This is a genomic window from Burkholderia sp. BC1, from assembly GCF_052683555.1.
This window is the reverse complement of record NZ_JBQYLP010000007.1, coordinates 77,761-93,322: the sequence shown is the minus strand read 5'-3', so window position 1 is coordinate 93,322 and position 15,562 is coordinate 77,761. Positions and strand designations below refer to the sequence as shown.

12 protein-coding genes and 1 riboswitch are annotated in these 15,562 nt (G+C 68.0%); of the genes, 7 read left to right on the top strand and 5 right to left on the bottom strand.

The window, feature by feature from the left end; genetic code table 11:
- Positions 1-240: 240 nt before the first annotated feature.
- A complete protein-coding gene (gene otsA / locus ACSHSS_RS05490; protein ID WP_006397003.1) occupies positions 241-1,641 on the top strand; it encodes an alpha,alpha-trehalose-phosphate synthase (UDP-forming) in 1,401 nt (466 codons plus the stop codon).
- Positions 1,642-1,729: 88 nt separating this feature from the next.
- On the opposite strand, the gene ACSHSS_RS05485 is transcribed toward otsA, so the two are convergent.
- On the bottom strand, positions 1,730-2,197 hold the full coding sequence (locus tag ACSHSS_RS05485) for an OsmC family protein (RefSeq protein WP_006397002.1): 468 nt from the start codon (positions 2,195-2,197) through the stop codon (positions 1,730-1,732).
- A gap of 147 nt (positions 2,198-2,344) precedes the next feature.
- Positions 2,345-4,312 (bottom strand): ATP-dependent zinc metalloprotease FtsH, encoded by a 1,968-nt coding sequence (ftsH, locus tag ACSHSS_RS05480; RefSeq protein WP_445544679.1) that lies wholly within the window; start codon positions 4,310-4,312, stop codon positions 2,345-2,347.
- Between the two features lie 350 nt (positions 4,313-4,662).
- Between ftsH and ACSHSS_RS05475 the strand changes: the two genes are divergently transcribed.
- Complete coding sequence (locus ACSHSS_RS05475) at positions 4,663-6,327, top strand: acid phosphatase (protein WP_445544665.1); 1,665 nt, start codon at positions 4,663-4,665, stop codon at positions 6,325-6,327.
- A gap of 176 nt (positions 6,328-6,503) precedes the next feature.
- Here the strand turns inward: ACSHSS_RS05475 and ACSHSS_RS05470 are convergent, their stop codons facing one another.
- Positions 6,504-8,369: a phosphoenolpyruvate carboxykinase (GTP) gene (locus tag ACSHSS_RS05470; RefSeq protein WP_445544664.1), complete on the bottom strand. Its 1,866-nt coding sequence runs from the start codon at positions 8,367-8,369 to the stop codon at positions 6,504-6,506.
- Positions 8,370-9,240: 871 nt separating this feature from the next.
- On the opposite strand from ACSHSS_RS05470, the gene ACSHSS_RS05465 reads away from it, so the two are divergent.
- The 4 genes from ACSHSS_RS05465 to ACSHSS_RS05450 all read left to right on the top strand — a co-directional run bounded on the left by ACSHSS_RS05465 (position 9,241) and on the right by ACSHSS_RS05450 (position 12,373).
- Positions 9,241-9,936 (top strand): helix-turn-helix transcriptional regulator, encoded by a 696-nt coding sequence (locus ACSHSS_RS05465; protein ID WP_445544663.1) that lies wholly within the window; start codon positions 9,241-9,243, stop codon positions 9,934-9,936.
- Positions 9,937-9,997: 61 nt separating this feature from the next.
- Positions 9,998-10,978 carry a threo-3-hydroxy-L-aspartate ammonia-lyase gene (locus ACSHSS_RS05460; RefSeq protein WP_261542737.1) on the top strand — a complete coding sequence of 327 codons (981 nt, stop codon included), beginning with the start codon at positions 9,998-10,000 and terminating at the stop codon, positions 10,976-10,978.
- Positions 10,979-11,067: 89 nt separating this feature from the next.
- On the top strand, positions 11,068-11,304 hold the full coding sequence (locus tag ACSHSS_RS05455) for a hypothetical protein (RefSeq protein WP_107997677.1): 237 nt from the start codon (positions 11,068-11,070) through the stop codon (positions 11,302-11,304).
- 250 nt (positions 11,305-11,554) lie between these two features.
- The gene (locus tag ACSHSS_RS05450) at positions 11,555-12,373 is read left to right on the top strand and encodes a class I SAM-dependent methyltransferase (RefSeq protein WP_445544662.1); all 819 of its coding nucleotides are present in this window, start codon (positions 11,555-11,557) and stop codon (positions 12,371-12,373) included.
- A gap of 34 nt (positions 12,374-12,407) precedes the next feature.
- Here the strand turns inward: ACSHSS_RS05450 and ACSHSS_RS05445 are convergent, their stop codons facing one another.
- Entirely contained in the window at positions 12,408-12,707 is a 300-nt protein-coding gene (locus ACSHSS_RS05445; protein WP_054316589.1) for a hypothetical protein, read from the bottom strand.
- A gap of 221 nt (positions 12,708-12,928) precedes the next feature.
- Positions 12,929-13,122: riboswitch (cobalamin riboswitch) on the top strand.
- 282 nt (positions 13,123-13,404) lie between these two features.
- Here ACSHSS_RS05445 and ACSHSS_RS05440 point away from each other — a divergent pair.
- Positions 13,405-15,333 carry a TonB-dependent receptor domain-containing protein gene (locus ACSHSS_RS05440; protein ID WP_217112358.1) on the top strand — a complete coding sequence of 643 codons (1,929 nt, stop codon included), beginning with the start codon at positions 13,405-13,407 and terminating at the stop codon, positions 15,331-15,333.
- 15 nt (positions 15,334-15,348) lie between these two features.
- Here the strand turns inward: ACSHSS_RS05440 and ACSHSS_RS05435 are convergent.
- Positions 15,349-15,562 (bottom strand): hypothetical protein (locus ACSHSS_RS05435; protein ID WP_445544661.1); only part of this gene is annotated, 214 nt, incomplete at its 5' end.

The window sequence follows — 15,562 nt, the reverse complement described above, 5'->3', positions numbered from 1 at the left end:
TCCCGTGCCTGTATCGCACGCCTCGCGGCACGTCCGCGCGGCGTGCGCGTATGGATGCAGACTTTTAAAACGGACGATTGGCGAGTATCCTAAAAAAGCACTCCTCGTTCGGGCTGCGAGCCGCGTGCCCCTGGCTCCGGTCCGACCGTACTGCGGTCCCGTCGCGCGCGTCGCGACCTTGGCGGCATCCGCTGCCGCCCGGCCGCACGACCTTTCCCTCAACAACCGTCAGGAGAGCTGGTGAGCCGTCTCGTCGTCGTATCGAATCGCATTGCAGATCCCCGTAAAGCCGCGGCCGGCGGTCTCGCCGTCGCCGTGAAAGACAGCCTGCAGGAAACGGGCGGCGTCTGGTTCGGCTGGAGCGGCAAGCTACGCAGCGCCGACGCGCAGCCCGCACACGGCGACGACGTGCAGATCCAGAACGTCGGCGGCATTCAGCTCGCGACGATCGATCTCGATCCACAGGATTACGACGCGTACTACCTCGGCTACTCGAACAACGTACTGTGGCCGGTGTTCCATTACCGGCTCGACCTCGCGCAGTTCGACCGCCGTTTCGCCGACGGCTACCGGCGCGTGAATCAGCTGTTCGCGCGTCGGCTGCGCACGCTGCTGCGGCCCGACGACGTCGTGTGGGTTCACGACTATCAGCTGATTCCGCTCGCGGCCGAATTGCGCGCGATGGGCTGCACGAATCCGATCGGCTTCTTCCTGCACATTCCGGTGCCGCCGCCGCCGATCATGGCCGCGATTCCGGAGCACGAATGGCTGATGCGCTCGCTGTTCGCGTACGACCTCGTCGGCTTCCAGACCGAGGCCGACCTGCTGCACTTCGAGCATTACGTCGAAGCGGAAGCCGGCGCCGCGCGCCTCGCGGACGGCCGACTGCGCGCCTTCGGCCGCACGCTGTCGGCCGGCGCGTTTCCGATCGGCATCAACGTCGACGAATTCGCGGCGCTTGCCGACGATCGCGACGGCATCGACATGTTCGAGCGGATGCGCGACGAGTATTCGCGCCGTCAACTGCTCGTCGGCGTCGACCGGCTCGACTACACGAAGGGGCTGCCGCAGCGCGTGCATGCGTTTCGGCAATTGCTCGAACAGTATCCGGAAAACCGCAATCGCGCGACGCTGATCCAGATCGCCGCACCGAGCCGCGAGGATCTCGGCGCATACGACGATCTGCGCCGCGAGATGGACAGTCTCTGCGGCGCGATCAACGGCGACTACGGCGAGCTTGAATGGATGCCGATGCGCTACATCCATCGCACGGTCGCGCGCAAGCGGCTGCCGGGACTCTATCGCGCAAGCCGCGTCGCGCTCGTGACGCCGCTGCGCGACGGGATGAATCTCGTCGCGAAGGAATTCCTCGCCGCGCAGGACGAAGCCGACCCCGGCGTACTCGTGCTGTCGCGCTTCGCCGGTGCGGCCGAGCAGCTGAAGGAAGCGCTGCTCGTGAACCCGTACGACACGCAAGGCACCGCGCAGGCGATCCAGCGCGCGCTCGCGATGCCGCTCGAGGAACGCCGGCAGCGTCATGCGGCGCTGATGGCGACGCTGCGGCGCACCGACGTGCAGTGGTGGCGCAAGCGCTTTCTCGAAGCGCTCGCGGAAGCGGCCGAAGTCGCCGACGCGACGTAGTGCGTCGCGCGTCACGCGCCTGCTTCGTTCGGCTCGTCTGCTTCGTCCGCTTTCAATCGCCGGCTCGCCGCGTCGCCGCGTCGCGGCTTTACGTCCCCGTCTGTTCGCTGACCAGCAACGCACCGTTCGCGTCGCGCACGTCGATCGAGATCGGAATGCCGGCCCGCACGCTTTCGGTCACCACGCAATACGCATCGAAGCGCTCGAGCGCCTGCGCCGAGGTCGCGAGTTCGGCCCAGGTGCGGCCGACCGACAGGCGCACCGCCATCGCGCCGACGCGCACGGCGCCCGTATCGTCCTGAACCATGTCCACGTCGACATGCGCGCCGACCGGCTGAGGATCGACGCGCTGCCGCTCAAGCGCAAACAGCAGGCTCGCCGCGAGACAACTCGCGACGGACGCCGCCAGCAGCCGCACCGGGTTCGGTCCGCGGCCTTCGCCGAGCGGCGGCGGCTCGTCGGTCAGGACCGGCGCCAGCGTCGTGCCGGCAAACGTCACTTCGAAACTGAAACGCGCGCGCTGCGCGACATCGATCGATACGTGCGCCTCGCTCATGGCGACTCCGTGTCAGGCAAGGAAGAACAGGAAGACCGCTGCATCGCGGCGCCGCGGGCATCGCTCGCGCGACCGGCGAGCCACATGCGGCGACGCGCGCAGCCGGCGGCGACCGGCGACGGGCGGCCGCCTCGAAGGCGAACGCCTTCAGCGATCGGGCTCGCGCGGCGGCCCGTAGGCGACGAATTCGCGCTCGACTGCCGACGCACGTTCCGGCGCACGCGCCGGGCCGAGCGTCGCGGCGCCCGCATCGCCGGCGCCGGCCGGCGGGTCGGCGCGACCGTCGATCAGCGCCTGCAGCGCGTCGTGCTCGACCACCTCGCACTGCAACAGCCGGCGCGCGATGCGCTCGAGCGCGTCGCGCCGTTCGCCGAGCGTCGCCGCGACGCGCGCATGCGCATCGGCGAGCAGCGTGCGCACCTCGTCGTCGATCAGGCGCGCGGTATGTTCGCTGCAACGGCCGTCGCCCGGATGCCAGGCATTCGCGGTTCCCGTGCGGCCGTCGCCGTCGTCGAACGTCGCGAGCCCGAGCCGCTCGCTCATCCCGTACTGCATCACCATGTGGCGCGCCATCGCCGTCGCGCGTTCGAGATCGTTCTGCGCGCCGGTCGACACGTCGCCGAACGCGAGCTCTTCGGCGACGCGCCCGCCGAGCAGCACGTCGAGACGATCCATCAGCTCGCTCTTGCGCAGCACGTAACGATCCTCGGTCGGCACCTGCTGCGTGTAGCCGAGCGCCGCGACACCGCGCGGAATGATCGACACCTTCTTCACGGGATCGCAGTGCGCGCGGCACTGCGCGACGAGCGCATGGCCGGCCTCGTGATAGGCGATCGTCGTCTTCTCCTGTTCGTTCATCACGCGGCTCTTGCGCTCCATGCCCGTCATCGCGCGGTCGATCGCCTCGTCGAAGTCGTCCATGCCGATCGCCGCGCGCCCGAGCTCGGCCGCATGCAGCGCGGCTTCGTTCACGACGTTCGCGAGATCGGCGCCGACGAAGCCCGGCGTGCGCGACGCAAGCTCGCCGAGATCGACGTCGGCGGCCAGCTTCACGCGCTTCACGTGCACGCCGAGAATCTGCCGGCGGCCGTTCAGATCGGGGCGGTCGATCGCGATATGCCGGTCGAAGCGGCCCGGACGCAGCAGCGCGGGATCGAGGATCTCGGGCCGGTTGGTCGCGGCCATGATGATCACGCCGGAATTGGCCTGGAAGCCGTCCATCTCGACGAGCAGCTGATTGAGCGTCTGCTCGCGCTCGTCGTTGCCGGACATCGGGCCGACGCCGCGCACCTTGCCGAGCGCATCGAGCTCGTCGACGAACACGATGCACGGCGCCTTCTGCTGCGCCTGCTCGAACAAATCGCGCACGCGCGCGGCGCCGACGCCGACGAACATCTCGACGAACGCCGAGCCGCTGATCGAGAAGAACGGCACCGCGGCCTCGCCGGCCACCGCGCGCGCGAGCAGCGTCTTGCCGGTGCCCGGCGCGCCGACGACCAGCACGCCTTTCGGAATCTTGCCGCCGAGCCGCTGATAGCGCTCGGGATTGCGCAGGAACGCGACGATCTGCTGCAGCTCGGCCTTCGCTTCGTCGATGCCGGCGATGTCGTCGAAGGTGATGCCGGTTTCCTGCTGCACGTAGACGCGCGCGCGGCTCTTGCCCATCCCCGTGAAATCCTGCAGCCCGCCGCGTCGTCGCAGCATCAGCGTCCAGACGAACACGAACGCGGCCAGCGGCAGCAGCCACGACGCGAGCGAGACGAGCCAGCTCGTATCCGGCGCGCCGCGATAGCGGACGCCGGCCGCCGTCAGCGTATCGATCAGCCGCTCGTCGGGCACGCGCTCGGTCGTGAAGCGCCACGGCGCGCCGGCCGTCTTCGCGGCATCGGCGTCGGACGCCGGCAGCATCGCCGCCGCCTGCGGCATGCGCAGCGTGCCCGAGATCGACGCCGAGCCGATCTCGAGATCGTCGACCAGGCGCGCATCGACGAGCCGGTGGAAATCGCTGTACGCGATCGATGTCGACGCCGGCCGCAGCGTCAGCAATTGTGCGGCGAACAGCACGAAGAAACCCGCCGCGATCAGCAGCCCCGGGTAGTCGAATTTCCTGTCCATGGCATCGGCATGCGCGGCGAAGCCGCACGTCGTGCGCTTCGTCGTCGTTTCGTTTCGTCGCATCAATGACGCCGCGGCGTCGCCGCGGGCCTGCGCCGCCGCGCGGCATTCGCGCCGGCCGCCCGTTGCGACGCGCGGCGCGTCGATTCCAGTCTAGTTCGCGCACGCGCGTCGCGCATGCGCGGCCGCAGCACGGCGCGCGCGCCTTTCGCTGCCGGGCGCCGTCGCGCTATAGTCGCGTTCATGACAATTTCATGACAACGGCCGCCCGGTGCGGCGGCCGCGACCGCGCGGCGTCGGCCGAACGCCGGCGCATCGAACGACATCCCAACCCGCGAGGAGCACACGACGTGAACGACACCCCCGATCGCCCCGACGACCTTCCCGACGATCCCGACCGCCGCCGTGTGCTCGGCGGCCTCGCCGCGCTCGGTGCGGGCCTCGCACTGAACGGCTGCGAGACCGCGCCCGGCGGCGCGCCGCGTTCGGCGGCCGACCTGCGCGTCGACGAAGCGCTGCGCCACCATGTGCGCCACATCGTCGTGATCTACGCGGAGAATCGCAGCTTTGCGAACCTCTACGGCGATTTCCCCGGCGTGCGGTATCCGCTGAGCGCGGTGTCGCCCGAGCAGGCGCAGCAGCTCGACCGCGACGGCAAGACGCCGCTGCCGGTGCTGCCGAAGATCTGGGGCGGCCTCGTGCCGCAGGCGCAGGAAGTGAACGGCAAGCGCTACATGATCGGCGAGCGCGACATCGACAAGCTGCCGAACGCGCCGTTCCCGCTGACGGACAAGGACGGCAAGCCGCTGCCGAACGGCGTCATCACGCGCGACCTGTGGCACCGCTTCTATCAGAACCAGATGCAGATCGCGGCAGGCCGCAACAACCAGTTCGCCGCATGGGCCGACTCGGGCGGCCTCGTGATGGGCCATTACCGCAATTCGGCCGACACGTTGCGCCTATGGAACCTCGCACGGCAGTACACGCTGTGCGACAACTTCTTCATGGCCGCATTCGGCGGCTCCTGGCTGAACCATATGTACCTGATCGGCGCACAGCCGCCGCGCTACCCGGATGCGCACAAGCATCCGCACGCGGCGAAGCTGCTGTCGGTGCTCGACGGCGACGATCCGGCCGGCACGCGGCTGAAGCTGGCCGCCGATTCGCCGGCGTCGGCGCTCGACGGCCCGCCGAAGTTCGTCGCCGACGGCCCGCTGACGCCCGACGGCTACGGCGTGAACACGATGGCGCCGCCGTACCAGCCGAGCTACGTGCCGCCGCCGGCGAACGGCAACCCCGCGTTCGCCGATCCGGACGACCATCGCGTGCTGCCGCCCCAGGTCTACGCGACGATCGGCGACCGGCTCTCGGAGAAGCAGATCGACTGGGCGTGGTACAGCGGCGCGTGGCAGTACGCGCTCGAGCATCGCGACACGGGCACGGTGCCCGACTTCCAGTACCACCACCAGCCGTTCAACTACTTCGCGAACTACGCGCCCGGCACCGAAGCGCGCCGCCGGCATCTGCGCGATGCAGGGCTCGGCGACGATCCGTCGACGAACCGCTTCATCGCCGACATCGACGCGGGCCGCCTGCCCGCCGTCGCGTTCTACAAGCCGCAGGGCAACCTGAACATGCATGCGGGCTACGCGGACGTCGAGTCGGGCGACCGCCACATCGCGACCGTGATCGAGCACATCCGGCGCGGGCCGCAGTGGGAGAACACGGTGATCGTGATGACGCACGACGAGAACGGCGGCTGGTGGGATCACGTCGCGCCGCCGGTCGGCGACCGCTGGGGCCCCGGCTCACGGATTCCCGCGCTCGTGATCGCGCCGTTGGCGAAAAAGGGCTACGTCGACCACACGCTGTACGACACGAACTCGATCCTGCGCTTCATCAGCCGCGTACACGGCCTCGCGCCGCTCGACGGGATTGTCGCGCGCAACCAGGCGTTTGCCGCACGCGGCGCGACGCCGCCCGGCGATCTGACGAACGCGCTCGATCTCGGTTGAGCACCCGCGCTCGTGCCGCGCGTGCACGATCGACGAAGCGGCTCGCCGGGCATCGCGCGCCGCTTCGCGCAGCACTCAGATCCGCCGCCGCAACGCGTCGCCTTTCGTGTCGCTGAAAAAAACGCCCCGCTGCCGGCGCCGTGCCGGCAGCGGGGCGTCGCGGACGATGCGGATCGTCAGGCGTCGAGACGCTGCTCGATCTTCTTCATCGTGTCGGTCAGTTCAGCGGGCAGCCGCAGCTTCAGCGTATCGAACAGCGCCGCATGCAGCTTCAGCTCTTCGCGCCATTCTTCCGCGTTCATCGACGTGACCGCGTCGAACTGCTCGCGCGTGAAGTCGAGGCCGTCCCAGTGCAGATCGTCATACGCGGGCGACACGCCGAACGCATGCTCGCTGCCGCCGCCCTCGCCTTCGAGACGATCGAGCATCCACTTCAGTACGCGCATGTTCTCGCCGAAACCCGGCCAGACGAAGCGGCCGTCCGCGTCCTTGCGGAACCAGTTCACGCAATAGATCTTCGGCAGCGTCGCACCGGCGCGCTCCAGCTGCTTGCCGAGCTTCAGCCAGTGCGCGAAGTAGTCGCTCATGTTGTAGCCGCAGAACGGCAGCATCGCGAACGGGTCGCGCCGCACGACGCCCTGCTGGCCGGCGGCGGCGGCCGTCGTTTCGGAACCCATCGTCGCGGCCATGTACACGCCTTCGACCCAGTCGCGCGCTTCGGTCACGAGCGGCACCGTGGTCGAGCGGCGTCCGCCGAAGATGAACGCATCGATCGGCACGCCGGCCGGGTTCTCCCAGTCGGCGTCGATCGACGGGCACTGCGCGGCCGGCGCGGTGAAGCGCGAGTTCGGATGCGCGGCCTTGCGCCCGGTTTCCTTGCCGATTTCCGGCGTCCACGTATTGCCTTGCCAGTCGGTCAGCTTCGCCGGCGGCGTGTCGGTCAGCCCTTCCCACCAGACGTCGCCGTCTTCGGTCAGCGCGACGTTCGTGAAGATCACGTTTTCCTTCAGCGTCGCGAGCGCATTCGGATTCGTCTTCTCGCCGGTGCCGGGCGCAACGCCGAAATAGCCGGCCTCCGGGTTGATCGCGTAGAGCCGGCCGTCGGTGCCTGGCTTCAGCCAGGCGATATCGTCGCCGATCGTCGTGACCTTCCAGCCGTCGAAGCCCTGCGGCGGAATCAGCATCGCGAAGTTCGTCTTGCCGCATGCGGACGGGAACGCGGCCGCGACGTGATACTTCTTGCCGGCCGGCGACGTCACGCCGAGGATCAGCATGTGCTCGGCGAGCCAGCCCTGATCGCGGCCCATCGTCGATGCGATCCGCAGCGCGAAGCACTTTTTGCCGAGCAGCGCATTGCCGCCGTAGCCCGAGCCGAAGCTCCAGATCTCGCGCGTCTCGGGGAAATGCACGATGTACTTGACCGGATTGCACGGCCACGGCACGTCCTGCTGACCGGGCTCGAGCGGATGACCGACGCTGTGCACGCACGGCACGAATTCGCCGTCTTCGCCGAGCACGTCGTACACGTCGCGTCCCATGCGCGTCATGATCCGCATGTTCACCGCGACGTACGGGCTGTCGGACAGCTCGACACCGATATGCGCGATCGGCGAGCCGAGCGGGCCCATCGAAAACGGCACGACATAGAGCGTGCGGCCGCGCATCGAGCCGCGGAACAGCCCGTCGAGCGTTTCGCGCATTTCGTCGGGCGCGATCCAGTTGTTGGTCGGGCCGACGTCGTCGCGCGACGCGGCGCAGATGAACGTGCGGTCTTCGACGCGCGCGACGTCCGACGGATCGGACTGCGCGAGATACGAGTTCGGGCGCTTCGCCGGATTCAGGCGCTTGAGGGTGCCCTGATCGACCATCGCCTGACACAGCGCGTCGTATTCGGCCTGCGAGCCGTCGCACCAGACGACGCGTTCGGGCTCCGTCAGTTCGGCGATGCGCGCGACCCAGTCGATCAGTTTGCGGTGTTTGACGAAAGCGGGGGGAGCGATCAGCGGGCCGTGTGTCGCTTCGGCCAGATTGTTGTGCGACATGATGATGTCTCCAGATTTATTGGGCGGGGATCGGGGATGCGGGCGAGGCCCGCGAGATGCGGAATGCGTGCGGAGGGCAGGATGCGGCGACGCGCAGGTCGGAGCGCGCGGATTCAGCGCGTGTCGATGCCGCGAGGCGTGCGAGAGAAAGTGAAGTCTCTTGAGAGGGTGCGAACGCGAGTTTCGCCATGCATGCAACCTGCCGAACAACTCCATGACGGCCAGCATACCATCGCCGATTTGGCCCGCGCGTTGCGTTGCAACAAGAAACAAATCCGACGAACCGTCGGCACGCGCGTTGCTTATCGGTCGTTTTTACTGCATCGCTGCGCGCCGCACGGCACGTGCCACGGCCTGAACGTCCGTCCCACAAGGGTTTCGCGGACGCGGCAATTTCGGCCTGTGGCGCGCGACTGCATGCGCGACGTCGACGCGCGTCGCTTGTCCGTGTTTTCGCTACTCAGGCAAACCCTGAATTAGGTTGCGTACACAAACATCTCGCGCGGGCGGACCCGATCAAAGCGGCCCGACAGACAATCGGGAGTAACACGCATCTCTTTGACCACGCTATCGCGTTACTCGCGCGTCGCCGTCGACGTCGCCTGGCATCGACGAAACGAATCGCTGCGCACCGCGCGATATTTTGCACGTCGTGACAAAACGTCTATACTTGGACGAACTGTCAAGTCGAGAGAATCGCGCGTATCGATCCCCCGTGGCCGCGCGTTGCGACTCCCCTTTCATGCTGCCGGACCGACATGCACGATCGCCCAGCTTTGCACTCTATGTGTAGCCTGCCGAACGGAACCGGCGCACGTTTTCATGCCGGCGTGCGCACGGCAATCTCGTCGTTTACATGCAGCGTGCGCCGATGAAGAAGAAAGCGCGAACGTCCGCCGCTGCGCAAGCGAAGCGCACGAGCGGCCGGCCCGCCGCATCGGCGGTGTCGTTGAAATCGGAGCAGGCCTCGCTGATCGAACAGGTGCAGCGCATCGCCGAAGGGCTCGGCCAGATGTTCGCGCCGTTCACCGAAGTCGTCGTGCATGATCTGCGCACGCCGAAGCAGGCGATCCTCGCGATTCACAACAATCTGTCGGGCCGCGCGATCGGCGATCCGGCCACCGAACTCGGGCTCGCGCGCATCGCCGACGACGATTTCCCGCCTGTGCTCGCCAACTACCCCAACCGCTTCGCGGACGGCCGCACGGCGAAAAGCACCTCGATCGGCATCAAGGATTCGACCGGGCGCTACGTGGCCGCCCTGTGCCTGAATGCGGACGTCACGCTGTTCCGCGGCTTTCAGCACATGCTCACGCAATTCTGCAGCACCGACGGCGACGCGGTGGCCGACACGCTCGACCCGGCGGGCGCCGATGCGATCCGTCAGCGGATCGACGCGTTCGCGACGCGGCTTGCCGCCACGCCGCGCGAGCTGAAGACGGAGCAGCGTCGTGAACTGATGCAGACGTTGAAGGCGGACGGCTTGCTCGAGATCCGGCGCGCGATGGAGATCGTGTCGCAGCATCTCGGCGTGTCGCGCGCGACGGTGTACAACGATGCGAAATGATGCGCGGACGCGGCATGCCGCCGTGCCCGGCTGTTGACGGACTCTTTCACTCGAGCGACTCATGAACTCATTGCCCCTCCCCAGCTTCGACGACGTTGCCGCCGCGGCGGCGAGAATTGCCGGCCACGCGCACCGCACGCCTGTGATGACGTCGCGCACGGTCGACGACGCGCTCGGCGCGCAGGTGTTCTTCAAGTGCGAGAACCTGCAGCGCATGGGTGCGTTCAAGTTTCGCGGCGCATTCAACGCGCTCTCGCGCTTCGATGCGGAACAGCGCCGCCGCGGCGTCGTTGCGTTTTCGTCGGGCAATCATGCGCAGGCGATCGCGCTGTCCGCTCGCATGCTCGGGATTCCGGCGACGATCGTGATGCCGCAGGATGCGCCGGCCGCGAAGATCGCCGCGACGCGCGGCTACGGCGGCACCGTCGTCACCTACGACCGCTACACCGAGGATCGCGAGCAGATCGGCCGCGAACTCGCGGAACGCGACGGGCTCACACTGATTCCGCCGTACGATCATCCGGACGTGATCGCCGGTCAGGGCACCGCTGCCATGGAGCTGTTCGACGAAGTCGGCCCGCTCGACGCGGTATTCACGCCGCTCGGCGGCGGCGGTCTGCTGTCGGGCACCGCGCTCGCCACGCGCGCGCTGTCGCCGGACGCGCGGCTGTACGGCGTCGAGCCGGAAGCCGGCAACGACGGTCAGCAATCGTTCCGCTCGGGCGCGATCGTCCACATCGACACGCCGCGCACGATCGCCGACGGCGCGCAGACGCAGCATCTCGGCAACATCACGTTTCCGATCATCCGCCGCGACGTCGACGACATCCTCACGGCGACCGACGACGACCTCGTCGACTGCATGCGCCTGTTCGCGGCGCGTATGAAGATTGTCGTCGAGCCGACCGGCTGTCTGTCGTTCGCCGGCGCGCGACGCATGAAGGACGAACTGAAGGGCAAGCGCGTCGGCATCGTGATCAGCGGCGGCAACGTCGATCTCGACGCGTTCAGCGCATTGCTCGCGAGCCGGCCGCAAAGCTGAGCGAAGCGGCAACGCATCCTTCACGTCGCGTTAAGTTTCGCGACCTAGACTGACGAGGTATCCCCGCAGTCCGTCGTGAAGGAGTTGCCATGAACACGCATGCGATCGTCGCCGCCGCATTGACGGCCGCTTCCCTGTCGGCGTTCGCTCACCCGGCCGCCGTGCCGTCCGGTGCGGCGCTCGCTTCGCCGTGCGCCGCCGCGCCGTGCACGTCGCGCGCGTTGCCCGCGCCGCGCTTCGTGCTCGCGAAGATCGATCAGAACAATACGCCGCCCGATCGCGGCGGCGATCCGTCCGGCCGCTCGCACGGCGCTGCGCATCTGTAAGCGCACATACGGCGAACGCGGGTATCGGCGCGTTCGTCCGCCCCTTGCAAGCAGCGACGCAGCTCGCAGCAGTCGAATCTGCATCATGCGTGCCCGGCTCGCTCGTTGGGCGTCCCGCGTGCATACGCGCGCGTACCGACACACGCAGCACGTCGATGCAGGAAAACGAGCGTGGCCGCGCGCAACGGTGCGATCTACGCTGAGAGAACCGGCTCGTCCAACGGCGCGCATGTCGCGCAAGGCGGCAACGATGCAACCCCATGATGCGGACACGCTGTTCGCCGGCTCGATCCCGGCGCTCTACGACACGCTGCTCGTGCCGCTGCTGTTCGAGCCATACGCGATCGACCTCGCCAAGCGCGCCGCGATCATCGCGCCGACGCGCGTGCTCAAGCTCGCGGCCGGCACCGGTGCGCTGACGCGCGTGCTGGCCCGCGCGCTGCCGGACGGCACAACGCTCGTCGCAACCGACCTCAACCGGCCGATGCTCGACCGCGCGGCGGAAGTCGGCACGTGCCGGCCGGTCGTCTGGCAACAGGCCGATGCGCAGCGGTTGCCGTATGGCGACGCGAGCTTCGATCTCGTGATTTGTCAGTTCGGCGCGATGTTTTTCCCGGACAAGCCGCGCGCATTTGCCGAAGCGCACCGCGTATTGAAACCGGGCGGCACGCTGCTGTTCAACGTGTGGGACCGGCTCGCCGAAAACGAATTTGCCGATACGGTCACGCAGACGCTCGCGCGGCGCTACCCCGATCGTCCGCCCACCTTTCTCGCGCGCGTGCCGCACGGCTACCACGATCGCGCGACGGTCGAAGCCGACGTGCGTGCGGCCGGCTTTTCATCATTGCTGTATTGCGACACGGTGCCGGCGCACAGCCGCGCGGCGACGCCCGGCGTGCCGGCGATCGCCTACTGCCACGGCACGCCGCTGCGCAGCGAGCTCGAGGCGATCGGTCCCGACACGCTGTCGGACGCGACCACCGCATGCACGGAGGCGATTGCCGAGCGGTTCGGTGCGGGGCCGGTGGACGGCAAGATCCAGGCGCACGTGTTCGGCGCAAGCCGCTGACGGCCGACGCAGTCGGGCGCGCTAACGGTGCGCGCTACAGGATCAACGACGCAAGGATGCTGCACCACACCGCAATCGCGCCGCTGAGGAACACGCGGCGCGCGACGGCGATCTGCGTTTCGTCGTCGGCGCGCTTCATCGGCGACGTCGCGAAAAACGGCACGCTCCCGAGGCAGGCGAAGCCGGAAAGTGCAAGCGCGATCACGACATAGTCGCCGAACTGCCATGGCGTTTGCTCGTGCAGCCCCCAGTAGCCGAGGAACAGCATGCCCATCGAAAACATCGTCGCGGCGGCCGAACTGAGCGCGGTCACGGATCCCGTCGGAAATTGCATGGGCCTCTCCTGCGCGCACGGCGCGCGCCGCGTCATTATCCGGGCGCGCAGCAGGACAGCGCAACGGCGCCGGCGCGCGTCGTCGCATGCATCCCTCGACGATTCGTCATACCAAACGCGTCGCACGCCGCATCGGAAACGCGGCCTCGCTGCAAGCCGCGGCGCGTGGTTTTTTCGCGCCGGTGCGTGCATGAAAGATTGACGCGCGAAAGCCCTGCCCCTTACCCTTGCGCGCTGATGGTTCCCGCGAGACGGGATCAAATGGGAACGCAGTGACGGCGCACGCCGGAATCTGCGGCTGCCCCCGCAACTGTAAGCGGCGAGTCCGTGCCCTTCGCGCCACTGGGAAACCGGGAAGGCGGGCACCGGGCGGCGACCCGCGAGCCAGGAGACCAGCCATCGACCGAGGTCCAAGCAGCCGCAACGGGCGGGGTGTCCCGATGCGCAAGCGCCGCCGCCGGCGGTCGCCCGTTGCAAGGACGGCCCGACCTCAGGATCCGTCAGATGTCCACCGCTTCCGCATCCGTTTGCCTGCGCACGGCACGCACGCTGCCGTGCGCGCGCGTTCGCGCGCCCGCGCGCACCCGGTTCGGCGACACGTGCCGGCCTCGCCGGGCCACGCCACCGCCGCGCGACAGCGGCGCGCCCTGCGCCCACGTCGCCGCCACGCCCGCATCACGATAACGACTCACGCTTCATGAATCTCCGACATCTCCTTGCCACGACCAGCATCACCGCGTTCCTGTCGCCGCTCGCGCACGCCGCCGGCGACGGCGCGGCGCAGCAGCCGGCGCAGCCGTCGAACGACACCGCGCTGCCGGCCATCACCGTTACCGACACGCGCCATCTGCCCGAATCGTTCGATCGCCGCTATGCGAGCACGCAGGTGCTCACGCGCGACGATCTCGACCGCCTGTCGCCGAGCGATCCAAGCATCACGCAGGCGCTCGCGACGCTGCCGGGCGTCACGGTGTCGCAGAACGGCGGTCCGGGCTCGACCGCGTCGGTCAGCATCCGCGGCTCGTCGGCGAACCAGGTTGCGGTGTTCGTCGACGGCATCCGGATCGGCTCGCCGACCACCGGGATCGCGCCGTGGTCCGACCTGCCGACCGAGGCATTCGAACGCGTCGAGGTGATTTCCGGGCCGGCCGCCGCATCGTTCGGCGCGAACGCGATGGGCGGCGTCGTGCAATTGTTCACGCGCCGGGCGTCGAACCAGCCGAACCGCACGACGGTATCGTTCGGCGGCGGCTCCAACAAGACGTTCGACACGCAGCTGCGCACGTCGGGCACCGTGCCGTCGACCGGACCGCTCGCCGCGCTCGGCGGCCTCACCTACTCGCTCGGCCTGCACGATTACGCGACGGCCGGCATCGACGCGACGCGGCCGTTCGCATACGGTCACGAGGACGGCCGCAATCCGTACCATGCGCAGGACGTCGACGCGCGGCTCGGCTACGCGCGCGACAACTGGTCGGTCTCGACGTTCGCGCTCTATCACCGCTCCGATCTGTCGTACGACAATGCCGGCGGCGCGAACCGCGAGCTCGATCATCAGCTGACGACCGGCGTATCGCTCCACGTCGACATCACGCCCGACACGCAGTTCGATCAGTCCTTCGGTTATGCGAACGATCGGCAGTTCTTCTATGCGGGCGATCGGACCATCGCGACCGACCGGATCGACTCGCAACGAATCAGCACGTCGACGTCGCTGACGCATCAGACCCGCGGGCTCACGCTGTTCGGGCAGCCGCTGGCCGGCGAGACGAAGCTCGCGTACGACTTCACGCGCGAGCAGGCATTCCTGCCGAATGACGTGGCGGGCGGCGTGCCGACGCGCAACGACTCCGCGTTCTCGCTGCATCAGTCGATCACGCTCGGCAAGGTCACGATGTTCATGGCCGGCCGTCACGAGATCATCGCCGGCCGCGCGGTGAACACCGGCAACGCGGCGCTCGCGTGGGCGATCACGCCCGTCTACACCGCGCGCGTGTCGTACGGCAACGCGTTCCGGCTGCCGACCTTCAACGATCTGTACTACCCCGGTTACGGCAATCCGCGGCTCAGCCCGGAACGCAGCAATTCGGTCGAAGCCGCGCTCGACGCGAACACGGCGATCGGCACGTTCACGGCCGCGCTCTACGACACGCGCGTTCACAACCTGATCGCATACGATCCCGTCACGTTCGGGCCGATCAATATCGGCCGCGCGCATATTCGCGGGATCGATCTGTCGTACAAGGGCACGCTCGGCCGCTCGACGCCTGTCAGCGTTGCGGTCGGCTTCCTGAATCCGCAGGACGTGACGAATCGCACATGGTTGAACCGCCGGCCGCGTCAGACGGTCAGCGTCAGCGTCGATCACACGTGGGACGAACTGCATCTGCATGCGCTGAGCACCGGTGCATCGCTGCTGTACGGCGGCACGACGTTCGACGATCCGGCCAACGCGACCTATCTGCCGTCGTACCTGACCGTGAGCCTGCGTGCGTCGTACCGGATCAATTCGCATCTGACGGTGTCGGCGCTGCTGTCGAATCTGTTCGACCGGCAATACATGACGGCCTACGGTTACAACACGGTCGGCCGCAGCGCGTTCGGCAAGATCACCTATACGTTCTGATCGGACCGAGCGCGCTTAGGGACGCTTCGCTGCGCGGCGTTGCTCGAGTCGGTCATCTCGGAGAGTTCGATTTGCTGCATGGGTCGTATGCGATTGGCGGGCAATCGCCGCGACCTTGGTCGCGTATGGGAATGCGTCTACGCGCTCGCGCGTGACCGACAGCCTGGGGAATTTCGGCTTCGCATGGGCATACGGGTCGCGGGGCCGCAGACCGATGCGGCCGCGCGGC